This is a genomic window from Cutibacterium equinum (assembly GCF_028021195.1).
Classification (GTDB): domain Bacteria; phylum Actinomycetota; class Actinomycetes; order Propionibacteriales; family Propionibacteriaceae; genus Cutibacterium; species Cutibacterium equinum.
The window spans coordinates 2,016,669-2,042,270 of record NZ_CP115668.1; the positions used below are offsets into that span (position 1 = coordinate 2,016,669).

Annotated in this window: 22 protein-coding genes; 4 read left to right on the forward strand and 18 right to left on the reverse strand. The window is 63.8% G+C overall.

The window, feature by feature from the left end; genetic code table 11:
- Positions 1-23 precede the first annotated feature (23 nt).
- The 9 genes from O6R08_RS09200 to O6R08_RS09240 form a co-directional block, all read right to left on the reverse strand.
- The gene (locus tag O6R08_RS09200) at positions 24-386 is read right to left on the reverse strand and encodes a biotin/lipoyl-containing protein (protein WP_271417850.1); all 363 of its coding nucleotides are present in this window, start codon (positions 384-386) and stop codon (positions 24-26) included.
- Positions 387-401: 15 nt separating this feature from the next.
- Positions 402-644: a hypothetical protein gene (locus tag O6R08_RS09205; protein ID WP_004809241.1), complete on the reverse strand. Its 243-nt coding sequence runs from the start codon at positions 642-644 to the stop codon at positions 402-404.
- 26 nt (positions 645-670) lie between these two features.
- A complete protein-coding gene (locus O6R08_RS09210; RefSeq protein WP_271417851.1) occupies positions 671-2,245 on the reverse strand; it encodes an acyl-CoA carboxylase subunit beta in 1,575 nt (524 codons plus the stop codon).
- A 15-nt stretch (positions 2,246-2,260) separates the two neighbouring features.
- Positions 2,261-3,754 carry a methylmalonyl-CoA carboxytransferase subunit 5S gene (locus tag O6R08_RS09215; RefSeq protein WP_271417852.1) on the reverse strand — a complete coding sequence of 498 codons (1,494 nt, stop codon included), beginning with the start codon at positions 3,752-3,754 and terminating at the stop codon, positions 2,261-2,263.
- An 86-nt stretch (positions 3,755-3,840) separates the two neighbouring features.
- Positions 3,841-5,976 (reverse strand): hypothetical protein, encoded by a 2,136-nt coding sequence (locus tag O6R08_RS09220; protein ID WP_271417853.1) that lies wholly within the window; start codon positions 5,974-5,976, stop codon positions 3,841-3,843.
- The gene (locus O6R08_RS09225; protein ID WP_271417854.1) at positions 5,973-6,632 is read right to left on the reverse strand and encodes an ABC transporter ATP-binding protein; all 660 of its coding nucleotides are present in this window, start codon (positions 6,630-6,632) and stop codon (positions 5,973-5,975) included. The genes O6R08_RS09220 and O6R08_RS09225 overlap by 4 nt, the downstream gene beginning before the upstream one ends.
- Before the next feature lie 248 nt (positions 6,633-6,880).
- Positions 6,881-7,906, reverse strand: a complete 1,026-nt coding sequence (fbaA, locus tag O6R08_RS09230) for a class II fructose-bisphosphate aldolase (protein ID WP_271417855.1) — start codon at positions 7,904-7,906, stop codon at positions 6,881-6,883.
- Positions 7,907-8,015: 109 nt separating this feature from the next.
- A complete protein-coding gene (locus O6R08_RS09235; protein WP_271417856.1) occupies positions 8,016-8,606 on the reverse strand; it encodes a hypothetical protein in 591 nt (196 codons plus the stop codon).
- A complete protein-coding gene (locus O6R08_RS09240) occupies positions 8,603-9,235 on the reverse strand; it encodes a TrmH family RNA methyltransferase (RefSeq protein ID WP_333907889.1) in 633 nt (210 codons plus the stop codon). Before O6R08_RS09240 ends, O6R08_RS09235 begins: the two co-directional genes overlap by 4 nt.
- A 113-nt stretch (positions 9,236-9,348) precedes the next feature.
- On the opposite strand from O6R08_RS09240, the gene O6R08_RS09245 reads away from it, so the two are divergent.
- Positions 9,349-10,077 carry a VTT domain-containing protein gene (locus tag O6R08_RS09245; protein WP_271417857.1) on the forward strand — a complete coding sequence of 243 codons (729 nt, stop codon included), beginning with the start codon at positions 9,349-9,351 and terminating at the stop codon, positions 10,075-10,077.
- An 85-nt stretch (positions 10,078-10,162) separates the two neighbouring features.
- Here O6R08_RS09245 and O6R08_RS09250 read toward each other — a convergent pair whose 3' ends face one another.
- Together O6R08_RS09250 and O6R08_RS09255 are read right to left on the reverse strand one after the other, a co-directional pair.
- Positions 10,163-10,630, reverse strand: coding sequence for a hypothetical protein (locus tag O6R08_RS09250; protein ID WP_271419345.1), 468 nt, complete (start codon positions 10,628-10,630; stop codon positions 10,163-10,165).
- Between the two features lie 111 nt (positions 10,631-10,741).
- Positions 10,742-11,533 carry a spermidine synthase gene (locus O6R08_RS09255; protein ID WP_271417858.1) on the reverse strand — a complete coding sequence of 264 codons (792 nt, stop codon included), beginning with the start codon at positions 11,531-11,533 and terminating at the stop codon, positions 10,742-10,744.
- 208 nt (positions 11,534-11,741) lie between these two features.
- Here O6R08_RS09255 and O6R08_RS09260 point away from each other — a divergent pair, with 208 nt between their 5' ends.
- Positions 11,742-13,973 (forward strand): LamG-like jellyroll fold domain-containing protein, encoded by a 2,232-nt coding sequence (locus O6R08_RS09260; protein WP_271417859.1) that lies wholly within the window; start codon positions 11,742-11,744, stop codon positions 13,971-13,973.
- Positions 13,974-14,057: 84 nt separating this feature from the next.
- Here O6R08_RS09260 and clpB read toward each other — a convergent pair whose 3' ends face one another.
- From clpB to O6R08_RS09295, 7 genes are all read right to left on the reverse strand, one after another.
- A complete protein-coding gene (gene clpB / locus O6R08_RS09265; protein WP_271417860.1) occupies positions 14,058-16,631 on the reverse strand; it encodes an ATP-dependent chaperone ClpB in 2,574 nt (857 codons plus the stop codon).
- Positions 16,632-16,861: 230 nt separating this feature from the next.
- Positions 16,862-18,226, reverse strand: a complete 1,365-nt coding sequence (locus tag O6R08_RS09270; RefSeq protein WP_271417861.1) for an ABC transporter substrate-binding protein — start codon at positions 18,224-18,226, stop codon at positions 16,862-16,864.
- A gap of 98 nt (positions 18,227-18,324) precedes the next feature.
- Positions 18,325-19,224, reverse strand: coding sequence for a carbohydrate ABC transporter permease (locus O6R08_RS09275; RefSeq protein WP_271417862.1), 900 nt, complete (start codon positions 19,222-19,224; stop codon positions 18,325-18,327).
- Entirely contained in the window at positions 19,221-20,246 is a 1,026-nt protein-coding gene (locus tag O6R08_RS09280) for a carbohydrate ABC transporter permease (RefSeq protein WP_271417863.1), read from the reverse strand. Before O6R08_RS09280 ends, O6R08_RS09275 begins: the two co-directional genes overlap by 4 nt.
- A gap of 244 nt (positions 20,247-20,490) precedes the next feature.
- Positions 20,491-21,240 (reverse strand): HAD-IIB family hydrolase, encoded by a 750-nt coding sequence (locus tag O6R08_RS09285; protein ID WP_271417864.1) that lies wholly within the window; start codon positions 21,238-21,240, stop codon positions 20,491-20,493.
- A gap of 654 nt (positions 21,241-21,894) precedes the next feature.
- Positions 21,895-22,839 carry a fructose bisphosphate aldolase gene (locus O6R08_RS09290; protein ID WP_271417865.1) on the reverse strand — a complete coding sequence of 315 codons (945 nt, stop codon included), beginning with the start codon at positions 22,837-22,839 and terminating at the stop codon, positions 21,895-21,897.
- A gap of 29 nt (positions 22,840-22,868) precedes the next feature.
- Complete coding sequence (locus O6R08_RS09295) at positions 22,869-23,378, reverse strand: flavin reductase (protein ID WP_271417866.1); 510 nt, start codon at positions 23,376-23,378, stop codon at positions 22,869-22,871.
- 211 nt (positions 23,379-23,589) lie between these two features.
- On the opposite strand from O6R08_RS09295, the gene O6R08_RS09300 reads away from it, so the two are divergent.
- The gene (locus O6R08_RS09300) at positions 23,590-24,780 is read left to right on the forward strand and encodes a sensor histidine kinase (protein ID WP_271419346.1); all 1,191 of its coding nucleotides are present in this window, start codon (positions 23,590-23,592) and stop codon (positions 24,778-24,780) included.
- A 30-nt stretch (positions 24,781-24,810) separates the two neighbouring features.
- Positions 24,811-25,485, forward strand: a complete 675-nt coding sequence (locus O6R08_RS09305) for a response regulator transcription factor (RefSeq protein WP_271417867.1) — start codon at positions 24,811-24,813, stop codon at positions 25,483-25,485.
- Positions 25,486-25,602: the final 117 nt, after the last annotated feature.

Sequence of the window (25,602 nt, forward strand, 5' to 3'; positions counted from 1 at the left end):
ACTGTGGTCTTGCGTACCGGGGGTCAGCCCAGAGCCACCAGGCCCTGGCCACCCTGGACGGCGTCACCGACAGCCACCAGGATGCCCTTGACGGTGCCATCGGCCGGGGCGTTGATCTCGGTCTCCATCTTCATGGCCTCGAGGGTCAGGAGCACCTGACCAGCCTTGACGGCGTCACCCTCAGCCACGAGGATCTTGGCGACGGTGCCGGCCAGCGGGGCGGGAACCTCGCCCTCTCCGGCCTTGCCAGCGCCACCACCGGAGGTCTTCATCGGGCCACCGGAGCCGCCTCCAAACAGAATCGGCGCCATCGGCGTATTAGGGGTCTTGTCAACGTCAACGTCCACGTCGTATGCGACGCCATTGACGGTCACCTTGAGCTTCATGTCAGTTTCTCCAGGTCAACGAATCGAATGGTTCTGCTGAGCCCTGCGTCCCTGACGGACCCAGGTCTCACTCGGGGCGAAACGGACGGCCTGAACCTTTCCGTCGTTGCCCAGGTAAGCCGAAACGGCGGCGCAGATGACGGCGAGCACGTCCTCAGGAACGTCCTTGCTGGTCTTCTTGAGCCGGGAAACCTCGGCCTCCAGCGCCGCGAGTCGCTTGTTCAGCGTCTCGATGACGAGTTCATTGTTCTCACTCATCTTGTCCTCCCATCAGCCTTGTTCACTCAGCACGGCATGACGCCGTGCTTCTTGGCCGGACGGGACTGACGCTTGGTGGCGTAGATCTCCAGTGCGGCGGTGATCTTGCGACGAGTGTCGGCGGGATCGATCACGTCATCAACCTGTCCACGGGCGGCAGCCACGTAGGGGGTGTTGAAGGCGTTGCGGTACTCCTCGATCTTGGCAGCACGGGTGGCCGCGGGATCCTCGGACTCCTTGATCTGACGACGGAAGATGACGTTGGCAGCGCCATCGGCACCCATCACCGCAATCTCGGCGCTCGGCCAGGCGTAAACGGCGTCGGCACCCAAGTCACGGTTGCACATGGCCAGGTAGGAGCCGCCGTATGCCTTGCGCAGCACCACGGTGATCTTCGGGACGGTGGCCTCGGAGTAGGCGTACAGCATCTTCGCACCGTGGCGAATGATGCCGCCGTACTCCTGCTGGACACCGGGCAGGAAGCCAGGAACGTCCACCAACTGCACCAACGGGATGTTGAAGGAGTCGCAGAAGGTGATGAACTCGGCGGCCTTGTCGGAGGCGTTGATGTCGAGGCAGCCCGACATGACCTTCGGCTGGTTGGCCACGATGCCGACGGTCCGACCGTTGACACGGGCGAAGGCGGTGACGATGTTGGTCGCCCAGCCTGCCTTGACCTCGAGGTAGTCGCCCCAGTCGACGATCTTGGCGATGACGTCGCGGACGTCGTAGCCCTTCTTGCCATCCAACGGCACGATGTCGCGCAGTTCAGGCTGCGGGGAGACGTCGTTGTTGGGGTTGGAGATCTGGGCGTCCTCGGTGTTGTTCTGCGGCAGGAAGCTCAGCAGCTTCTGCGCGATGAGCACCGCGGCGTCGTCGTCCTCAGCCACGAAGTGGATGTTGCCCGAGGTGGACATGTGCGCATCGGCACCACCCAGATCGTCAGCACTGACCTCCTCGCCGGTGACCGACTTGATGACTCCAGGCCCCGTGATGAACATGTGGGCCTTCTTCGTCATGATGATGAAGTCGGTCAGGGCCGGGGAGTAGGAGGCGCCACCGGCGCACGGCCCGGCGATGATGGCGATCTGCGGCACGACGCCCGAGAGCTTGACGTTCGCGTAGAACATCTTGCCGTAGCCCGACAGCGAGTCGATGCCCTCCTGGATTCGGGCGCCGCCCGAGTCGTAGAAGAACAGGAACGGGGTGCCGGTCAGCAGGGCCTGCTCCATCGTCTCGACGACCTTGATCGACTGGGTCTCACCAGCGGAACCACCCATGACGGTGAAGTCCTGGGAGGCGACGTGCACCGGGCGACCGTGGATGGTCGCGCGTCCGGTGACGACACCGTCGGCGGGAACCTCGGCCTTGTCCATGCCGAAGAGGGTGGTGCGGTGCTTGCGGAACGCACCCACCTCGTCGAAGGAGTAAGCGTCAACGAGGTTGTCGATGCGCTCACGGGCAGTTTGCTTGCCCTTCTCACGCTGCTTCTCGAGTCGAGCCTCGCCGCCGCCGACCTCCACGTTGTGGCGCTCGTCGGCAAGCTGCTCGATTCGGCCGGCCATGGTGTCGGCCAGCTTGATTGGTTTCTTCTCAGCCATGGTTGGCGATCATCCTCACGCAGGCTCGACGGTCACCTGGTGGCTGTTGCCACCAACCGTCACGTTGTAGTTGACCGGTCCGGTGATGCCGGCAGCGCCGGTGCCCTCCGCCTCGGCCTTCATCTGAGCCTCGGTCATAGCGACGCTCTTCGGGCCCTCCGGGCGCTCCTTGAAGAACTTCGGGGCAACTCCCGGGAACAGGGCGTTGGTGAGGACGTCCTCGTCGGTGCCGTCGAAGCCCTCAAGGCCCTTGGCCTGCTCAACCAACTGATCCCACTCGGGGTCGAGCAGGTCGGCGGGACGGCAGTCGATCGGCTCCTTGCCGGTCTGCTTCTTGGCCATCTCGACAATGTCGGGGTTGAGATCACCAATCGGCTTGCCGTAGTAACCAAGCATGAGGTCAGCGAACTCGGCGGTGAGGTTCTTGTACTCGCCGTTGCCCATGAGGACGTTGAACACAGCCTGGGTTCCCACGATCTGGGACGACGGGGTGACCAGCGGCGGGTAACCGGCATCCTTGCGGACGCGCGGCACCTCCTTGAGGACCTCGTCCATGCGGTCGCCAGCGCCCTGGGCCTCGAGCTGGGACTCCATGTTGGACAGCATTCCGCCGGGGATCTGGGACTGGAAGATGTTGGTGTTGACCAGGGTCTTCGACTCGAACCTCTTGTACTTGGGACGAATCTTCTTGAAGTGGTCACGGATCTTGAGGAGGCGATCCATGTCGAGGTCGGTGGTGTACTCGGTGCCTTCGAGCATCTCGACGAGGGACTCGGTCGGGTTGTGGCCCGGGCCCAGCGACAACGAGGAGATGGCGGTGTCAACGACGTCGACACCGGCCTCGATGGCCTTCTGCAGGGTGACCAGGGTGACGCCCGTGGTGGAGTGGCAGTGCAGGTTGATCTGCACGTCGGGGTGGTTCTCCTTGATGCCCTTGATGATGTCGAAGGCGGGCTGGGGCTTGAGGAGGGCTGCCATGTCCTTGAAGGCGATCGAATCAGCACCCATGTCGATGAGGCGATCGGCCTGCTTGATGAAGCTCTCCGGGGTGTGAATCGGGGAGGTGGTGTAGCAGATGGTGCCCTGAGCATGCTTGCCGGTCTTCTTGACCGCAGCCATGGCGTGCTCGAGGTTACGCGGGTCATTCAGTGCGTCGAACACACGGAACACGTCCATGCCGTTCTCGGCCGACTTCTCGACGAACTTGTCGACGACCTCATCGTTGTAGTGACGGTATCCCAGGAGGTTCTGGCCACGCAGCAGCATCTGCAGCCGGGAGTTCGGCAGCAGCTTGCGGAAGGTGCGCAGACGCTCCCACGGGTCTTCGTTGAGGAATCGGATGCAGGAATCGAAGGTAGCTCCACCCCAGCACTCAACGGACCAGAAGCCTGCAGCATCGATGTCGGCACAGGCATCGACCATGTCCTCCATGGCCATGCGGGTGGCAAGCAGGCTCTGATGCGCGTCGCGGAGCACGAGCTCGGTAACGCCAATCTTTCGCGGACTCATGGCTCCATGATTCCACGTGAGGACCGAGCGCGGACCAAGTGGGTCGGTATTTCAAAGTTGAACAATGTTCAGTCGTTGGCGTTCAGTCATGGCCTCGATGCGCGCTGGGCCCACCACGACGCGACCAGCACACCGATGAGGCTGACGACCACCAAACCGAGGGCGATCCCGAGCAGCATCCCGAGCCGGTACACCGTCACACCCATACCCATCCCGATCATCGCGAACAGCACCGCACCGGCGGCACCGACGGGAACACCGACGAGGATGGGCAGGGTGACGCTCCACAGGTGGGTCCGTGCCGCCTCCGTCGGGGTCAGGCCAACCGGCAGTAGGTTCCTCTCAGTCCACGTCGCCATGATCGCCTGATCACCCAGCTCGCGCAGGATGACGACCGAGCCGACGAGGACCGCGCACCCCAGGCCAAGGGCGAACCAGTCGGTCCCCGGATGCCGGTACTGCTGTACACCCATGACTTTCGTGACGTTGGGCGCAGCCAGACCGTCGACGGCTCCGAGGACATCAACGTCGCGGTTGCCTCGAGGTGCGCTGACGAGAACTCGATCAGCGGCATGCCGACCAGTCCCAGCGCCCAGGATCGCGTCGACGGGGGCGTCCTTGACGGTGGCCCGGGAGGAATCGCAGCGCACCATACCGGTCGGTGCGCCGGTGAGCTGGCCGAACTGCTCACAGGTGAGCCCGATCGCGGTCGCGACCACGGGCTGGGTCACCTCGTCGGGATCGTCGGGACCGACTGCGGCCACCGACATCCCGCGCGCCCGCAACTGTCTAGTCACCTCGGTCACGTCTGTGGGGTGAGGGTCCTGCCAGCGCAGCATCCACACCTCACGCGATGAGTCCGGGAGCTCGAGAGCCGGCGGTTGGGCTGTGCCGAGGAACAGGGCGGAGCCCGACCCCAGGAGGAACATCAACGCCCCGATAATTCCCCCGACCCGGGTGAGCCCTCGTACGCTGCCACGCAGGCGCCGGCAGGCAAGCCACAGGGCAGGCGACCCCGCATTCTCGAGTCTGCGACCAATGATCTCCACGAGCCCACCGACACCCGACGGTAGGGCGACAAGGCTCAGGCCGCCTCCGACGAACAAGAGGATGACCGACAAGGAGGACGCGAACGCGTCAGAGATGAGGAAGGTCACTGCCGAGCCGAGCATCATGATGACAAATCCGCTCGTCAGCAGGAGGATCGGCCACCTTGTACGGCCTCGGTGGACCGTATGACGACGCCGCAAACCTTGACGATCGCGGTCTGGATCGACCCCGATCACCGATGCCAGCACCGTGACCACCTCGACGACGACCAGGACGAGGACGGCTGCCGCCCATGAGGCTCTGAAACCGTTTGGTAACAGTTCGGCGTCAACCAGGGGAAGGTCCCGGATCCCCGAGATCACAAGCAGCCATGCGATACCGCCGACCATCGCGCCGAGGAAGGCCAGGACACCGTTCTCGGCCGCCAACAGAAGCCGAATCCGACCGACCCGAACCCCCTGACGCCACATGCCGTCGATCCGGCGGTCCCGCTGCGGGGAGAAGGATCTCACGGCCCCGATCATGACGAGGACCCCCGGCAGCGCCAGCAGGACGAGGCCGCCCCACCCGGCGACCTGGCGGGTCGGCATGTCCAAGGTCGTCTCCACCCAGGGGTACCGATCCCCCATCGTGTGGTATCCGGAGATCATGACGTCGGCGGTAATGTGGCGACCCAATGGCGGACGCGCGATGACGTACGCCTCACTGCGGGATGCCAAGGCGTCGTCGCCGATCGTCCCACCCGGGCCGGTGCCCACCGTCGACGCGCGAAGCCCGAAGTCCTTGGCAGCCAAGCCATGTCTGACGATGCCCGGCGAGACGACGGCTGTTCCGGGGGCAGGCAGCCGGGAGAGGCCTGGGGGCACCAAGGCGGCGTCGTTCTCATGTCCGGCACGTGGCTCGATCCATATCACCGGCACCTGCCCCAGCCCGGCCTCGACGGGCAGGGTTGTCGTCAGGGCCGCAGCCTCGAGCTCTTTCGAATCGGCCAGGACGGGATGACGAGCCTCGACGTGGTCGCTGACCGTGTTGCCGATGGTCATGAGAGCCGAGGCTGCGAGCAGGGCGACGCTCGCCACAGCGGCAGCAAGCACCATCGCGATCTGATGCCAGCGGTGCGCGCGATGTCGGGAGAAGGCGAAGAGGGCGGCGGTCCGCAGGAAGGTACTCATCGGATCACTGACAGGTCAACGTTCCGGTCACAGCGATTGACGACCCGGGCATCATGGGTGGCAATGATCGCGGCCAATCCGCGAGCTCTCACCTGGTCCACCATCGTCTCGGTCACAGCGTCAACATGCGCCGGGTCCAGATTGGCAGTGGGTTCGTCGGCCACCAGGACGTGGGCCTGCGGCCGGCAGAACGCCCGCGCCAACGACACCCGCTGCGCCTCACCACCCGACAGGTCGGTGGTCCTACGGTGCGCCAAGTGCTCAATGCCGACTCCAGCGAGGCACTCAGTGGCCTCGTGAAGGGCCCTCGAGCGCTCCACTCCGTCGAAGATGCGCACCAAGGCGACGTTCTCGACAACCGTGAGCTCGTCCATGAGATAGGGGTCCTGGTTCGACACCCCAATGTGGCGGCGTCGCACGTCGGCGCGTTGTCGACTCGTCGATGTGGAGTCAAGGACCGTGCGGGCGATCGTCACCCGGCCAGCAGTGATCCTCCGCAATCCGGTGACCAAGGAGAGCAGGCTCGTCTTACCCGACCCGCTGGGACCGGTGAGGGCGATGATCTCCCCGGGCTCAATGCGAAGGTCGAAGGAGTCGATGAGCACCTCCTCACCTGGGCAGACGCGCAGACCCTCAATGACGACGGCATCAACCATTGGCACTCACCCCTTGCGTCAGCCCCTCCCATGACGACGCGAAAGTAGCATGACGCCGTGCCGCAAACCACGACCCACCAGCCGTGTTAACTGAGCGTTCAACGATTCATCCCTCGTCGTCGCCCAAGCCTTGGTCTCGAGGTGTCGGCCCAGCCGTGCCGGAGCACGAAAAATCCCGCCTGGCAAGGAAACCACCCCCACAGGGGCGGAAACCTCGCTGGGCGGGATTTTCCTACCTATCTCAGGTCTCAGGCGTTGACCGAGGTGCCCTTCGAGCCAAGACGCTCACAGGCCTCGATGACGCGGGCAGCCATGCCAGCCTCAGCCTTCTTGCCCCACGAGCGCGGGTCGTACATCTTCTTGTTGCCGACCTCACCGTCAATCTTCAACATGCCGCTGTAGTTGGAGAACATGTGATCGACGACCGGACGCGAGAAGGCGTACTGGGTATCGGTGTCGACGTTCATCTTGATGACGCCGTAGGACACCGCGTCAGCGATCTCCTGAGCGGTGGAGCCGGAGCCACCGTGGAAGACGAGGTCGAACGGCTTGTCCTTGCCGTACTTCTTGCCGCACTCGTCCTGGATCTCCTTGAGGATCTCCGGACGCAGCTTGACGAAACCGGGCTTGTAGGCGCCGTGGACGTTGCCGAAGGTGAGGGCGGTGATGTAGCGGCCCTTCTCCCCCAGGCCGAGGACCTCGAGGGTACGCATGCCGTCAGCGACGGTGGTGTACAGCTTCTCGTTGATCTCGCCCGTGACGCCGTCTTCCTCGCCACCAACAGCGCCCACCTCGATCTCGAGGATCAGCTTGGCCTTCGAGGTGCGCGAGAGCAGCTCCTCGGCGATCTGCAGGTTCTCCTCGACCTCGATGGCCGAGCCGTCCCACATGTGGGAGTTGAACAGCGGGTCCTGGCCCTTGTCGACACGCTCCTGCGAGATGGCGATGAGCGGGTTGACGTACTTGTCCAGCTTCTCCTTCTGGCAGTGGTCAGTGTGCAGGGCCACGTTGACCGGGTAGTTCTTGGCGACGACGTGGGCGTACTCGGCCAGAGCAACCGCACCAGTCACCATGTCCTTGACCTTCTGACCCGACAGGTACTCAGCGCCACCGGTGGAGATCTGGATGATGCCGTCGGAACCAGCCTCAGTGAAGCCCTGAAGGGCAGCGTTGAGGGTCTGGGAAGAGGTCACGTTGATGGCCGGGTACGCGAAGCCCTTTTCCTTCGCGCGATCGATCATCTCGCCGTAAACCTCGGGTGTTGCGATGGGCATATTGGGCCTTCCTGTATGAACTCACGATGACGAAAGCCCATTCTTCCGCATTTCCCCAGTGATGTCAGTCCGGGTACTCGGCGCGCTCACAAGTGCTGCGCAACGGGCGTCAGTCGGCGGTGTCAACCCCCGCGTGTTCTATGCGTACCCGACCCTCGGAAGCCGTTGAGACTGCGGCGTCAATATCGGCTAGTGGGCGATCCAGCCACGACAGCGGAACCTCCCACTGACGGCCGTCGACAGCGCGGACGACGAGCCCAGGCCCCGATCCCACCGACGAGCCACCCACCTTGATCGACGCCATGTCCTTCCAGTCGATCTGGTCCATGGCCGATGTGGCCGAATCACCCTTTCCGGTGCGCAGCATCCGTCGCAGCCCCAATCCATCGGAGGTGACGATGAGGGCTGGCCCTTCCCCGACGTCGAGGAGGTCCTTGCGCGCGGCGTGCAGGCGAAGATTCTGGATGACGAAGAGCACCAGGAACAGCACCACCCAGGCGCCGAGCATCCACATGACGGTGGACAGTTCAAAGGCGTCGGCGGCCAACGCCCACAGCAGGCCGCCGATGATGACGACGACGAGGGCCTGTACAGCCAGGCGGAATCTCGTCGCGTGGTGGTGGGCAACCCGGGAGGCACTTGGTACTGGATTGAACGTCACTACCAGCCGTGTTGGGTCCTCAGTGGGTTGTGTGCTCATGGGACGAGCCTAGGGGGTCTCGGCCTCCCAGGTCTGTCGGTGGGTGGGTTTGGAGCGTCGCGCCACTGGGTCGTCCAGGCGTACATGGCGATCGCGGCAGCGGCCCCCGCATTCATCGACCGCGTCGATCCGTACTGGGTGATGGCGACCAGATGGTCACACCCCGCGACGACCTCGTCGGTCAGCCCAGGGCCTTCTGACCCGAAGACCAGGCAGCAGTCCTGGGGGAGCTGTGCGGTTTCCAGCGGCACCGATCCAGGCAGGTTGTCCACGCCGACCGGGGTGACGCCGTGCTCGTCAAGCCACGCCAGGAAGGTGGGGACGTCCGGGTGATGGTAGACGTGCAGGTACCGATCGGTCACCATCGCACCGCGTCGATTCCAGCGTCGTCGTCCCAGAATGTGCACAGCCGCAACGTTGAAGGCATTTGCAGTACGCACCACGGAACCGATGTTGAAGTCATGTTCCCAGTTCTGGATGGCCACGTGGAGCCGAGAACGCTGGGCGTCGAGGTCAGCGACGATGGCCTCCATCGTCCAATATCGATACCGGTCAATGACATTGCGTCGATCCCCTGACGCCAACAATTCCCGATCGAGTCTTGGGTCATCGGGCCACGGTTCGGGCATCGGCCCGACTCCTACGACTGTGGTCGTTTTCTGGCCGGGAATCTCCAGTGAGGGGGCCTGGGCGAGGTCATCGTCGGTCTGGGCACACACGAACCAAAGATAGTCTTGACCCCATGCCGAGTCTCCTCATGACCCTCCCCGCCCTGCTCACCCCCGCCTGGATGGACCCCCAAGCCATCATCGAGGGCGCCGGTGCTGCAGCCCTGTGGATCGTCGCGCCGATCGTCTTCGCAGAATGCGGCCTGGCCGTGTTCTTCATGCCCGGAGACTCCCTGCTCTTCGCCCTGGGGATGTTTGCCGCCGTGGGCGTCAACTCCTCCGCCCCTCTGGTCCACTACGGACCTCCGGTGACGACCCTCATCATCGTCAACCTCGTCCTCATCATCTGCGCCATCGCCGGAAACATCTGCGGTTACTGGATCGGCTACGTGGTGGGCCCCAAGCTCTTCCGGGAGCGGGAAGGGTTCATGGGCAAGGTGTTCTCGCCCAAGCACGTCGACACCACTCACGACTTCTTCCGCAAGCACGGGTCAGTGGCCCTCATCCTGGCCCGCTTCGTGCCGATCGTGCGCACCTTCGTGACGATGATTGCCGGTGTGGGTCGGATGACCTTCCGCAAATACATCAGCTACACGGCCATCGGTGGCGTTCTCTGGGTGCTCATCGCCGTCCAGGCTGGGTACTTCCTGGGGCAGATCCCCGTCATCCGAGACAACTTCGAGGCGGCGCTACTCCTCATCATCGTGGTGTCGGTGCTGCCGATGGTCTTCGAGTGGCTCAAGGCCCGCCGCAAGGGCCAGGCCAGTCGTCCTCAGTCGGCGGAGCGTTCCAGCGTCGAGTGAGGTTGTCGTGACGAGGAAGGGCTGGTGCACATCATGCTGACCAGCCCTTCTCTTGTTCACTGGGTCGGGTGTTCGTGGGGTTCGCTCACCGCGCTGCGGTCTGCCACGGCTGCGTCTGTCCCGGCTCAAGCCAGCCCCCTTCCGGAGGGTTGGCAATGGCCTTGTCTCGCTCGGCGATGGCCTTGATCCACGTGTTGACCGGACCGCTCCACACGGTCACCAGCACTCCCATCACCATCATGACCCCGAAGACATCGGGATTGGACGCGAACTCGTTGCCTCGCGCCAACGTCCACATCCACAACAGGGAGACCGCCGTGAAAAGGTAACGGTCAATGGCATGGCCGCGACCCATCGTCACCGTGAGAACACAACCCGCCAGCGGGATGAGCAGGTATTGCGCCCACGTACCCGATTCCAGGCCCAGGGTGAACGAGTCCATGGGCCCGTCGGGTGCGTTCCGGCGCCAGCCCCACATGACACAGACGAATAAGATCCACAATGCCGAAATGCCGATGACGACAACCCGCGCCAACACTATGGCCGTCGGCATGGCTGGAGCTACCGGCAGGTGACCGTACTCGGGCTTGTTGTCAGGGCTGGAAGTGGCCATACCGCCATCATGTCACCAGGCACAGACGCCGACGACGGTCAGGCACGCGACTCAGGAGAAGAATGTCGCTCCCCCTGGTGGGCCGGGAGAGGGCTCGACGTCATCGTCACGGAAAGGCTCGGTACCCGCAAGAAGCTTCGTCAGGGAATCTCCACTGATGAGCCGGAACGGGAAGGCGGCCCCGCTACAGCGTCGCGTCAGCTCCTGGGTGTGCAATGGCCCGTTCGAGCCAGCCAGGATGATATTGCCGTAGCGACGCCCCTTGAGGGTCGAGGACTCTGCGGCCAGACAGACGTTGGAGAAGGCTTCCTCGGCTGCCCTGACGACCCGTTTGGTCCAGGTCAACGGGGCCGAGTCAGCCAAGTTCGCCACGACGATGCCGTCAGCGTGCAAGATTCGCAACACGTCGGTGAAGAACTCGACGGTGACGAGGTCAGCGGGCACCCTGGCGCCATCGAAGGCGTCCAGGATGACGACGTCGGCGAAGTCCTCGCGCATCGCAGCGACCCCTGACCGTCCGTCCACGGGGCGCACCTTGATGCCACAACGAGGCGGGAGAGGAGCCTTGAGACGCACTTCCTCAGTGAGCTCGACGTCGGGTTCACAGACGATTTGTGGACTCGTCGGCCGGGTGAACGCCACGTACCGTGCCAGACACATTCCCGCCCCGCCGATGTGAATGACGCGCATCCTCTCCCCCGCCGGACGGTGGAGGTCGAGGTGGTCTGCGATGCGTTCCATGTAGTCGAACTCGAGACGGGTGGGGTCGTCAGGGTCGATCCAGGACTGGTCGGCGCCACCGATCCGCACGATCCATGCGCCAGGCGTGTCGGGATCAGGCACGAGGCGATCGTGCCGCTGGTCGGGGTCAGGGGCAAGCACGGACTCGACCCTATCGAGGCGGTCGACGCACATCACACCCGCACCGACTGTTCGCCCTCTCGTATCCCCGCGTTCACAAGGCCGTGGGACCAACGTCTCGCCCGTCTGGTCAGATCAATGGCGGGGCTGTGACGCAGTGTCCAGCCATGAGTGTCGAGGAGCCATATACATGTCGTCGATCAGTCGTCGCAACCTCATTCTGGGCGGGGCCGCCATCACCGTGGCCGGGGTAGCCGTCCACAAGGGATGGCCAGCCAACGCCGCCCCCTACACCACCACCGGAACGGTCGAGGATGGCCCCGGCATCCGTGGCTGCATCGCCCTGCTGCCCGACACCCAGTTCTACTCACGCTACGGCGTCGCCGACGCCGACCTGTTCACCAAGCAGTACCCCGGACTCCCCAACCCGTATGACTGCCAGACGAAGTGGATCGCCGACAACACCAAGACCTACCGGATCGAGATGACTCACCACCTGGGCGACGTCGTCGACCAGTCCGGCGATGGCCATGAGGACCAGTTCGTCGTCGCATCCCGTGCCATGAAGATTCTGGACGACGCCAAGGTGTCGTACTCGGTCATCCCGGGCAACCACGACGTCGCCGACGACTTCAGGTACTACCGCACGTGGTTCCCGGAGTCTCGCCAGAAGTCGTCGCCCAGCTTCAAGGCCATGGGCCCCAGCGGACTGTCCAACTGGCACTCGTTCTCGGTCGCCGGAGTGCCGATGATGGCGGTCAACGTCCCGTGGGGCTCTGACACCGCCGACCTCGACTGGGCTGAGTCGGTGCTCAACGCCCACCCGACGGTGCCGACCATCATCACCACCCACCAGATCATCGACATCTCGCCGGAGGGCACCGCCCTGTCGACCGCCTTCGGCGAGCGCATCTGGGATCGCCTCATCAAGACCCACAACCAGGTGTTCCTCACCGTCAATGGCCACCACCACGGGGCGACGAACCGCATCCTCAAGAATGACGCCGGTCAGCCGGTGTTCCAGCAGCTCCTCGACTACCAGATGGCCTACCAGGGTGGCAACGGTCTCATGGCACTCATGGAGTTCGACTTCACCCACAACCAGCTGTCGCAGACGGCCTTCTCGCCGTGGGTGCCGCTCAAGGGGGACAAGGCCAACTCCCTGGACCGCGCCCTGCTCGAGGGTCCCGGCGACACGTGGTCAACGCCCTTTGACTTCGCATCCCGGTTCGCATCCTTCGGCGCCGACTTCCACCCGACCGGCGAGGTTCCCTCCGCCACCAAGGCGCTTCGTGACCATCTCCGGGAGGTCTTCACCCCGATCGCCGAATTGCCGCTCGTGCCCCCGGCTGACGATCAGGACTACCCCCAGGTTCCCGGCACCCTGGCCCACTGGCGACCGATGTCGGTCGACGGGAAGCTCATCGAGAAGGACATCACCGACAACGGCAACGACATGACGCTCATGGTGGCCGGAGCCGCCCCGAACTCGGCCGCCCTCGTCGACGATCACATGAACTTCTCGTCCGGTATGCAAGCCATCAAGTTCACACCGGCATCGAAGGGCAACTTCTCCTACTTCGCCACGAGCAAGGACGCCCCCCTCAACAAGGAACACTTCGAGAAGGGCTACACCTTCGAGACCTTCATCAACATCGACAAGGACTACAGCGACCCCAACCACTGGAGCGCCTTCGTGACCCGAGGCGGCAAGCGCGGGGACCTGCCGAACTTCAACGTCCCCGGCGCTGATGACAGTGATCTGGAAGAGCCGCCGATGTCGGGCGCGATCTCCAGCCTCAAGGAGATCCAGTGGGCGTTCACCGACATCGCCGAGGTGGGTATGGGCTACTCGAACTGGTCCGGCGACGTCGACCTGGGCAAGTGGTACCACATTGCGATCGTCGACGACCCTGCCCAGGGCTCGGTCTTCATGTATGTCAATGGCGTTCCCATGCTGCGCAACCAGTACGGCGCCAAGGGCCAGGCTCACGGCATCAACGGCTTCGACGACCTGCCGTGGATCATCGGAGGCAGCATCTATGACAACGCCATGGACAAGGGCTTCTTCGGGCTCATCGGTGAGATGCGCTTCATCGACCATCCGACCACGGCTGAGCAGTGGCTGACGGCGCGCGCCAACAAGCCTTCTGCCACTCCGAATCCCTCCTCGACGCCGACCTCGACCCCCACCGTAACACCAACCTCGACCCCGACCTCGACCGGGACGCCGTCGTCGACCCCCACCGGAACACCGACCTCGACCCCCACCGGAGCCGGGAAGCCGTCGGGAGCAACCCCCTCGACCACCCCGTCGGGAACGACCCCCTCGGCTGGAATCTCGGTGACCAAACCGTCGATCCGCCCGAGTCGCCCGGGCCGCACCCTGCGTCCGCCGAGGTTGCCACGCACCGGCCGCTGATACCGGAACGTCACTGACGCGTGGGGGGTTGGGCTGCACACTCGCGGCCCAACCCCCCACGGGTTCATGGAGTCGGCTGACCCCTCATCGGCTCGTCAGGCCGTCGGAGTCCGTGGCGACATCGAAGGTGATCGTGTCCCCATCGTGCACCTGGCCGGAGAGCACCTTGCGGGCCAACTGGTCCTCGATGGTGGTCTGGATGAGTCGACGCAGCGGTCGCGCGCCGTAGACGGGGTCGAATCCAGTCATCGCGAGCCAGTCCTTGCCGGCGTCAGTCACTGAGACGGTGATCCTGCGCTCGCCCAGCCGGGCGTTGAGCTTGGCCAGGTTGGTGTCGACGATCCGCGTGAGATCGGCGGTCGTCAACGGATCGAACATGACGATGTCGTCGAGCCGATTGAGGAACTCTGGACGGAACGCTTGGCGCACCGCACCCATGACGGCGTCGTGCTTGGCCTTGTCGTCGAGAGTCGCCTCCGAGAGGAACTGCGAACCCAGATTGCTCGTGAGCACCAGGATCGTGTTCCGGAAGTCGACGGTGCGACCCTGGCCGTCAGTGAGCCGCCCGTCGTCAAGGACCTGCAGCAAGATGTTGAAGACATCCGGGTGGGCCTTCTCAACCTCATCGAGCAGGATGACCGAGTAAGGACGGCGCCGCACAGCCTCGGTGAGCTGACCGCCCTCCTCGTATCCGACATAACCCGGAGGGGCACCGACCAGACGCGAGACGGAGTGCTTCTCCATGTACTCGCTCATATCGATACGCACCATCGCGGTCTCGTCGTCGAAGAGGAACTCAGCCAGGGACTTGGCCAGCTCGGTCTTGCCAACGCCGGTCGGCCCCAGAAAGAGGAAGGATCCGGTCGGACGATTCGGGTCCGAGATGCCCGCCCGGGAGCGGCGCACCGCATCCGAGACCGTCGCGACGGCACGATCCTGACCAATGAGGCGTTCGTGGAGGCGTTGTTCCATGTGAAGCAGCTTTTCCTGCTCGCCCTGCATCATCCTGCCGACGGGGATACCCGTCCACGAGGACACGACCTCGGCAATGTCGGAACTGCCGACCTCCTCGGGGACCATCCGCGGGGTCTGTTCCTTGGCCTGTGCAGCCTCCTCCATCTCCTTCTCCAGGCCGGGGATCTGGCCGTAGAGAATCTCGGAAGCCTTCCCGAAGTCGCCCTCGCGCTGGAACTTCTCAGCAGTGGTGCGCAGCTGATCAATGCGGGATTTCAGCTCGCCAACCTCGTTGAGGCCGGCCTTTTCGGCCTCCCAGCGAGTCTCGAGTCCTCGCAGGGTCTCCTCCTTGTCAGCCATCTCGGCGCGCAACCTCTCGAGGCGCTGCTTGCTGGCCGGGTCCTCCTCCTTCTCGACGGCGAAGATCTCCATCTTCATGCGGTCAACCTCGCGGCGCAGGGTGTCGATCTCCTCCGGGGAGGAGTCGATTTCCATGCGCAGCCGCGACGCAGCCTCGTCAATGAGGTCAATGGCCTTGTCAGGTAGCTGTCGGGCAGTGATGTACCGGTTCGACAGACTGGCCGCAGCGACGAGGGCACCGTCGGTGATGCGCACCTTGTGGTGGGCCTCGTAACGCTCCCGCAGACCACGCAGGATGGCGATGGTGTCCTCCACCGAGGGTTCACCGACGAAGACCTGCTGGAAACGACGCTCGAGGGCCGGGTCCTTCTCGATGTGCTCGCGGTACTCGTCAAGGGTGGTGGCGCCGATCATGCGCAGTTCGCCACGAGCCAGCATCGGCTTGAGCATATTGCCCGCATCCATCGCTCCTTCGCCCGACGCTCCGGCACCGACGACGGTGTGCAGCTCGTCGATGAAGGTGATGATCTGCCCTTCGGCCTCCTTGATCTCGTTGAGGACAGCCTTGAGGCGCTCCTCGAACTCGCCGCGGTATTTGGCGCCCGCAACCATTGACGACAGATCCAGGGAGACGACGCGGCGTCCCTTGAGGGAGTCGGGGACGTCACCGGCGACGACACGTTGAGCCAGCCCCTCGACGACGGCTGTCTTGCCGACGCCGGGTTCGCCGATGAGAACCGGGTTGTTCTTGGTGCGGCGTGCCAGCACCTGGACGACGCGGCGAATCTCCTGGTCGCGGCCAATGACCGGGTCGAGCTTGCCAGCGCGGGCACGCTCGGTGAGGTCGACGGAGTACTTGGCCAACGCCGACTGGCCGCCCTCGGACCCCTCCGAGGTGACGCGACGATCGCCACGTCCCTCGTTGAAGGCGGCCGCCAGGGAATCGGGTTTGAGACCGAGATTCGCCAAACCACTCTGGACGTCAGATGGAACCGCCGTCAGGGAGATGAGGAGATGCTCGGTGGCGACGAAGGAGTCTCCCATGGCCTGGGCGCGATTCTGGGCGTCGGCGATGACCCGGGCAAAAGCGCCTGAAAGCTGCGGCTGGGCGACCGATGCCCCCGAACTCGACGGCAGGGCGCGCATGGCGGTGGTGGCAACGGCGTCGACTTGTTGCGGATCAATTCCCAAACCAGCCACGAGTGGGCCGACGGTGTTGTCCGCGATCGTGAAAAGTGCGTGAAGAAGATGCGAGGGCTCCACGGACGGGTTCCCGTGGGCCAACGCGTGCCGGGTGGCGGCGGTGACCGCGTCACGGCTCATCGTGGTGAGATTGGTGTCCATAACCTGCCTCGCTGAAGTTGAGTAGCTATGACTCAAGTATGAACCTTCGTGAGCCACAGTCAAGTGGGTTGAGTCTCAGTGGCTCAACTTTGCTGTGAGCGGATGCAACCTCGTCAATCCCCCGGTATTCCGGCGTCAGGGGCGACAACACGAGCGACGCCGCACCCGAAGGCGCGGCGTCGCCGGTTGTCATCGGATGATCGACGGTCTGGTCAACCGCCGCATCGCGATCACAGGTGAGGCTTCACCTGGGTGTTGTAGATGTTCTCGAGGGTGGAATGCAGCTTGGTCATGGCCGGCTTCAGCTCAGCGCCCTGCTGGATGACCGAGGCGACGGCCTTGGCGATCTCCTGGTCGCCACCGGGCAGGAAGACGCGGGCGTAATCCTGCGGACGGGTGACGTCGAGCTGCTTGATGGCCTGACCGATGAGCGGGTTCTCCTTGAGCAGGGCCGAGGTGTCGGCGTCGTTGCACACCGGCATGTAACCAGTGGCAGCGGAGAAATCGACAGTGTTCTGAGCATTGGTGAGGAAGCCGATGAACTTGGCGGCAGCCAGCTGCTTTTCCTTGCTGGAGCGAGAGCAGATCGCCACGCCGGCGCCACCGGTCGGGCACACCGGCTGCTTGGCGGCCGGGCCACCGGGAAGGAACCCGACGCCCACCTCGAACTTGTCACCGACGGCCTTCTGAACGCCGACCAGCGAGCCAGTGGAACCAATGGTGGCCGAGCAGGCTCCAGCGGCCATGTCGTCAGTGGACTCATTGGAGGACACTCCAGCCCACTTGTCCTTGAGGACGGCGTCGCGGACGACCGTCAGGGCCTCGATGGACTTGTCGGAGTCACAGGTGATCTCGAAGGAGTCCTTCTTGGACCAGCCGCCGCCGTAGCCCCACAGCATGTTCTGCAGGGTCCAGCCGGCGTAGTCGGTGACCGAGGGGAACTGGTAGGCGTGCTGGGCGCCGGTCTTGGCGTCCTGCAGCTTCTTGGCCCAGGTCTTCCACTCGTCCCAGGTCTTGGGGGCGCGGTCAGGCAGACCTGCAGCCTTGAAGTGGTTCTTGTTGTAGTAGAACAGCGGCGTCGAGCGTGAGAACGGCAGGGCGTACAGGCTGTCCTTGTAGCGGTAATCGTCGATGAGGCCCTTGCGATAGGCCGAGACGTCGACCTTGGCAGCCTTGAGCAGGTCGTCCAGCGGAGCGATGGCGTCCTGCATGTAGTAGCGGAACCACCACACATCAGAGCCGATGACGACGTCAGGGGTGTCCTTGCCGGTCAGAGCGGTCTGGAACTTCTGCGCCACCTCCTCGTAGGAGGAGCCGGCCGGGACGATCTTGACCGAAATACCCTCCTTGGCCTTGAAGTCGTCGCAGATCTTCTTGGTGACGTCACCAGATCCGCCGGGGTTGTTGGTCCAGAAGGTGATCTCGCTGGCGGGCTTGACGCCGGAGTAATCAACCTTTTCGGCAGCCTTGGAGCTTCCCTTGTCGGAGCCGCTGACGGCAGAGGGGCCCGAGCATGCAGCCAGGCCGAGGGTTCCGGCCCCGAGGGCCGCCATGGTGAGCAGCCGCCGACGGCTGATCGAGTTGATGTCGGACACGATGATGTTCTCCTTGTGAATCGAGTCGAGGGCGACACGGAATGGATGGAAATTCGCGCCGGAAGAATGCCGGCAGCGTCACGGGGTCAGGAGGCAGGTCACTTGACCGCGCCCTGGGTGAGCCCGGCGACGAGGTATCGCTGGAGCAGGACGAAGATGATGAGCACAGGCAGGATGACGAAGACGGCACCGGCCATGAGGACCGGGTAGACACCGGCATCGGAGTCAACGGCCTGCAGGGCGGTCAGACCCACCGGGAGCACCATCCGAGAGGTGTCGGAGGTGATGACCAACGGCCAGATGTAGTTGTTCCACTCATCGACGATCGTCACCAGGGCGACCGTGGCGATGGCGGGAGCTGACATCGGAATGACCATGCGAAACAGTCGAGTCATGTGGCCCGCACCGTCGACCTCCGCAGCCTCCATGACCTCACCTGGCAGGGAGAGGAAGTGCTGTCTCAACAGGAACGTCCCGAAGGCCGTCCCCAGACCGGGAAGGATGATGCCCCAGTAGGTGTTGACTCCCCCCAGCTCGGAGATGAGGACATAGTTCGGCACCAGGGAGACCTGGGCGGGAACCATGAGGGCGACGAGAACCAGGATGAAGATGATCTTGCGTCCGGGAAAGTGCAGGAAGGCGAAGGCATAGGCGCTGGAGCAGGCCAGTACGAGCTTGACCGTCGCGCCGATCACGGTGACGATCACGGTGTTGACGAACAACTGCGGGAAGTCGATCGCCTGGGATGCCTGCCGGTAGGCGTCGAAGCTCCAGTGGTGGGGCCACCAGACGACATTCTGGCCGACGATCTCGGAGGGTGTCTTGAACGATCCCAGCACCATCCACAGCAGTGGCAGGACGACGATGAGCGCGGCCAGAATCATCGGCAGATAGCCGGTGAAGGCCTTGGAGAGGCCAGACTCGGCTCCCACGACCGACTCGTCGACCTTGCGAGATCGACGGATGTCGGCGCGGCGAACGGCTGCATTCAGGCTCATGAGTAGTGCACCCGCCTTTCGAGGAAGCGCATCTGGATGACGGTGAGGATGAGCAGGATGACGACGAGGACCGTCGACTGAGCGGCCGAGTAACCGGCGCGGTTGTACGTCCCGAAGGCCTGGATGTACGAGGAGTACATGAGGGTCGAGGTGCCCTGCCCCAACGGGGTCATGATCTTGATGATGTCGAAGGCCTGCAGGGAGGACAGCATCGTCGTCAGGGTGAGGAAGAAGGTTGCCGGGGACAGCAGCGGCCAGACCACCGAGTGGAAGGTGCGGCGACGAGATGCGCCGTCCAGGGCTGCTGCCTCGAGCAGGTCGCGTGGCACTCCCTGGAGCGCGGCCAGGTAGATGACGGCACAGTAGCCGAGGTTCTTCCAGACGTAGACGATGATGACCATCACGAGGGCCAGGTGCGGGTTGTTGAACCACTGCGGCACCGGCAGGTGCATTCCTCGCAGGATCGCCGAGAGGACGCCGGTGACGGGGTCGAAGATGAACATCCACACCATGCCGATGCCCACACCGGACAGGACGTAGGGGGCGAAGACGACGGCTCGGGCGATATTGCGTCCCACCAGTTGACGGTTGAGGACCACGGCCAACCCCAGGCCGATGAACAACGACAACCCGACCGTCGCGACGGTGAATATGAGGGTCGTCGTCAAGACGGTGCCGGCGTCGCGAGTGAAGAACTCCACGTAGTTCTGAAAACCGACCCAGGTGGCATTGGTCGAGCCAAGAGTCCAGTCAAGGGCCGAGTAGTAGATGTTGAGGAAGAATGGCCGGTAAACGAACAGCGCAATGAGAATCGCATTCGGGGCCACGAAGGCCAGGAAGAGCAGGGCCTCCCGTCGCATTCTGCGGTTCGGGCGGCGCTTGGGCAGTCTTTGCGTGGCCGTGGACTCAGCTGGTGACGTGGTCACAGACCTGGGCTGCGGCGCTGAATCCGGTGACGGCGACACCACCACCCCAGACGACGTCGCGCCCGCCGGCATGGCTTCGTCGACTCGGATGTTCACCGGTCCTCCTCAGGGTCTCATTGCCGCTTTCTGGCAGGCGGCACCGGGAAGGACGGTAGAAAAGCGAGATGTCGTCATCTGGATGGTCAGATAGCAACACCGAAACCCCAAGATGAACTCTTGTACCACATTGTGGAAAAGGTCACGAATACGGCATCCTTACGAACCATAAAGGGGTTTCCATGTGGTGCTACAACACCGTTCAATGATCGTCGAGAACGGTGTCGTCAATGCGTGAACCGGGTCAGTCAGCCAATAACTTTTCGAGTTTGTCAGCCGTATCTTCCCAGTCAGTGACGGCCACGCAGGGGATGCCCATCGCCTTGACCGGATAGTCGTTGCCGTGCTCGTCGAGACGGTCACCGTAGAAAAGGACATCCTCCTTGGCCAGGTTCGTCATCTCCAGCAGCTTGCCCATCCCGAAGGACTTGTCACGACCGACGCGAGTGATGTCGACAGAGGTGGACCCGCCGGCACGCACTTCGAGGTCAGGAAGTTTCGCCGCGACGGCCTCGCGCAGCGTGAGCTTCTTCTGGCCACTGGGGTCCCATGCCTTCTTGGCGTCAACAGGAGCCTGCTGACCCAGGGCGGAGAAGGTGATCTGAGATTCACGGTCCTCCAACACCGGACCCCAGGTGTGCTCCTCCCAGAATCCCAGGTCCCGGGCGCAGGTCTCGACGGCCTCGGTGGCACGGGACTTCTCGTCGTCGGTCAAGGCCTCGATGTAAATGCGCTGCCATTGACCGTCAACATAGCGGTAGTACTGGGTGCCACAGGCGGGCAGCAGGTGCAGCCGATCGACGTGGGATGCGTTGACGTCGTCCAGAGCCTCGATGACCTGGGTATGGAACTGGCCAAACTGGCCGCCGGAGATGACGCAGACGCTGACACGGTCCAAGAGCCGCGAAAGGATGCGCGCCATGGGTTCGGGCAGACGGGACTTCGAGGGGGCCAGGGTGTCGTCAAGATCGAATGCGACGAGTTTGGGGATCACGGTTGCACTGTACAAGGCGGCTGGGTTCGTGCACCAATGATGACCCCGTTTTCAAGGCTGTTTGCTGCCAATGGCGGGCCCGGGATTCGGGAGGGTTCCGCAGTGTTTCGGGGTGTTGGTGTTTCGGGGTGTTTCGGGCGCGGAGGGGGTGGTCCTGCGCCAGTTGTGTCCCACCTGCGCCACTCAACCAGTCCCCCGGCCACCCAAACTCCCCTACCCCCGCCTACCTGCGCCAGTTGTGTCCCACCTGCGCCACCCAACCAGTCCCCCGGCCACCCAAACTCCCCTACCCCCGCCTACCTGCGCCAGTTGTGTCTCACCTGCGCCAAAAAAGTTGGCGCAGGTGAGACACAACTGGCGCAACTGGATCAGGAACTGCCGACGCGGGCACAGCTGGGCTCGGAAACTGCTGGGGCCTGCCCCGGGACGCGGCAAGGCAACGGGAAACCCAACAGCGGCCGCGACTGTTCCAGTTTGCCCCCGGGATGCGGCAAGGAACCCACAGCTCATCCAGCAGCAGACGGCTTGGATGTTTGCCCCGGGACGCGGCAAGGCAGAACCTGGCGGCATTAAAACGACGTCACTGCTTTCGACGTCCGGACACGGCAACGGGCCCGCGAGGTTCCTCGCAGGCCCGTTTAGCACGATGACGGCTCAGGACACCGACGCAGCGTAAATCGAATCGATGGAGGCGCGTAGAGTCTCGTCGAACTCCTCTTGAGACTGGCCGTGGCTGAGTCCCTCGGCGAGGGCACGCGAGAAGCTCGCAATCAGTCCGTGGTTGCGGGCCAGTTTCTCGTTGGCCTCCTCACGGGAGTAGCCACCGGACAGAGCAACCACCCGAAGAACCTTCGGATCGGCGATGAAGTCGGCGTACAGGTCATCAGTCGTCGGGATCGTCAGCTTCAGCATGATCCTGGCGTCGAGAGGCAGAGCGTCGATGTGCTCACGGATGAGACCGTGCAGCCTCTCCTCAGCCTTCTGCTTGTTCGGGGCGTGAATGTCGACCTCGGGCTCAAGAATCGGGACCAGGCCAGCGGCGCGGACCTGCTCACCGAGTTCGAACTGTTGATCGACGATCTTCTTGATGCCGTCCTGGTCGTCGTCAAGAATGACCGAGCGCTCCTTGGTGCCGAAGATGTGTTTGTCCTCGACAGCACGGTGAAGCAGCTCGTCAAGACCGGGAATCGGCTTCATGACGCGGACGTGGGACTCCTCGTCGGCCAAGCCCTTGTCAATCTTGAGGAAGGGGACGATGCCCTTCTCCTGCCACAGGAAATCGGCGGTGGGGATTCCCTCGATCTCACGATCCATCGTCATCTCGAACAGAATCGCGGCGAGAATGTGGTCGCTGGTGAAGGACGGGCTGGTGATGATCCTGGTCCGCATCTGGTGGACCAGATCGAACATCTTGTCCTTGTCGTCGCCGTAGACCTCGGGCTCGATCCCGTACGCCTTGAGGGCCTTCGGGGTGGAACCGCCAGATTGGTCCAGAGCGGCAACGAATCCAGGCGTGGTGCCCATACGTTCAGTCTGTCGGGCGCGCGCATCAGTAGCTGTCATGGCGACATCTCCTTCGATTTCGATGACACCATCCAACGTACCTGAAAAAGCGGGTCAGACAAGGTCTAGCGAGGTATTTCGTACCACCCTCGCGCCATCCTCACCAGACCGGGAGCGCCACGGTTTCCGCTGTCGATGCGATCAATGGTGACGGCGACGAGGGTGGCCGATCCGGTATCAACCATCGTCTGCACAAAACCGTGCAAAACCGGACCTGGGGTTTTCAGTTGAGGCGCCCCCTCGGCGCTGGTTGTCCACTCGGTCCCGACGAAGTGGTCTCCGCCGGGTACCGCGAACGCATCTGCTAGATCGGTTCGGTCCGCATCAAGCATGTGGACGACCACACGAGACCCTTCTTTGAGCGCAGCCAGGGTCGTCGAGCGGTTACCCATCGACACCGAGACGACGGCCGGTACGACCGACACCGATGCCAGGGAGGAGACAGTCAGCCCCTCTGGGCCAGCCTCGCCCATCGTCGTCAGGATTGCCACACCTGCGGGGTGCCCGCGAAACGCGGTCGCCAGATCAGTGGCCAATTCGTGGCTGGGGCTCGGCGTGGGGTTCGGCGTCGTCACGCCCTGAGTCTGCCACTGACATCCCGAATGACGCCACATCGTCTCACCCAGGGATGATCGACCCGGTGCTCGTCGAGAAAAATCGGCCGACGGAAGGATGCGTCTCCTCCGGCGCAGCCGTAGGGTCGGGAGGGTGAGCAGTACACCGGTCCTCGATCGTCGTCCCCCGGGGCGTTTGCGTCGTGGCTACCGGTGGTTGCATGCGCGTCCGATGATCCTCGACTCGGTGTTCGCATCCGTCGTCGTGGTGGCGATCTCGTTGGTCTGGATCGAGCAAGGTCATGTCAGCGAGCACAAGACGTGGATGCGTGTACTGGTCCTCGTCGTGGCAGTTTCGTGGGTCTGGGCACGGTCCAAGCCGGAGATCACGGCGTCAGTACTGGTCGCCTCGCATCTGGTGCAGCTTGCCGTGACGACCGACCCGTGGCCCCAGAACGCCCTGGTTCCCATCATCGTCTACCAACTCTCGCTGAAAACTGACAGACCACGGCGCAGCTTCTGGTGGGCGTTGTGTTTCATAGCCCCGATCGCGGCGGCAGTGAGTTGGGGATTCGATCCCACATCCGGACTGGACACGCGCACCAAACTGGTGCAATCCGCCATCACTGCGGTCGGGTGTATGGCGTGTTGCCTGGCAGCTTGGTTCGCCGGAAGCGCGGCTCGGGATCGTCGCCAGACCATGGAGGCGTTGCGTCAGCGAGCCATCGACCTGGAACGCGAACGCGACCAGAGCATCAAGCTGGCCACCCAGGAGGAACGCGCCAACATCGCCCGGGACATGCACGACATCGTCGCCCACTCCTTGTCGGTCATCGTGGTACAGGCCGATGGAGGCTCCTATCTCGCCCACCACGAGGAGGTCGGTGACGCGGAGACACGCCTTGCAGCCAGCGGGCAGGCCCTCGACACCATCGCCTCGACCGCCCGCCACGCCCTTGACGAGACTCGGCGCCTCGTCGGTGTGCTACGCGACGATGACTCCACCCCCGAGCTGGCCCCCACCCGAGGCCTTGACGACATTGCCCATCTCGTTGACGAGATGAAGGGCGCACTGTCCATCGACCTGACGATCGAGGGCGACCCAGAATGCCACGAACCCCTCTCCCAAGGTGCCGAACTGGCGTGTTACCGCATCGCCCAGGAGGCCCTCACCAACGCCCTCAAGCATGGCGGCCCGAACACCAGTGCCCAGGTCATCGTCAGTCACCATCCCGACGACGTCACCTTGGAGATCCTCGACGACGGCCGCGGAGCCGGCGTGCACGGTATCAAGAGCGCTGACGGTGCTGGCCACGGTCTGGTGGGGATGCGTGAGCGAGTGTCCGCCTGGGGTGGCACCCTTGACGTGGGGAGTCGCCCAGACCGTGGGTTCCGCGTCCACGCCGTCATCCCCACTCACTGACCACCACGTCGAGTTCTCAAGGACCACGCCATGCCCGACCCCATCAGACTCCTCCTGGCCGATGACCAGCAGATGGTTCGCGCCGGATTCCGCCTGGTCCTCGACGCCCAACCCGACATGTCCGTCGTCGGTGAGGCCAACAACGGCGTCGAAGCCGTGGCCCTCGTCGATGAGCTGTCCCCCGACGTCGTCCTCATGGACATCCGGATGCCCGTCCTCGACGGCCTGGGTGCCACCGAGAAGATCATGACGACCCATCCTGCGGCCAGGATCCTCATCCTGACGACCTTCGACCTCGACGAGTACGTCCATGCCGCCCTGCGTGCCGGGGCGTCCGGATTCATGCTCAAGGACGCCGGCCCCACGGAACTGCTGGCCGCCATCCGCGCGGTCCACGACGGCGACTCGGTTGTCGCACCCTCAGCCACTCGTCGTCTCATCGAACGTTTCATCCCTCGTCAGGGGGAGACAGCCGTGACGATGACCGACCCCAAACTCGTCGATTCCCTGTCCGACCGGGAGCGCGAGGTGCTTATCTGCGTCGGCGAGGGACTGACGAACGCCGAGATCGCCGAGCGGCTCTACCTGGCCGAGACCACCGTCAAGACCCACATCGGCCACATCCTGGCCAAGCTCGGCCTGCGTGACCGGGTGTCGATGGTCATCACCGCCTACGACGCCGGGCTGGTTCGACCCGGCCGGTGACCATTCGCGCGTGAGCAAGCTCACCACGATCCTTCCGTGGACTGGCAGCATCCTCCTGTGGTAGGACGGCCCGAACCACTCCCGGGACTGATGTGTGACGAGGGAGAACACCCGTAG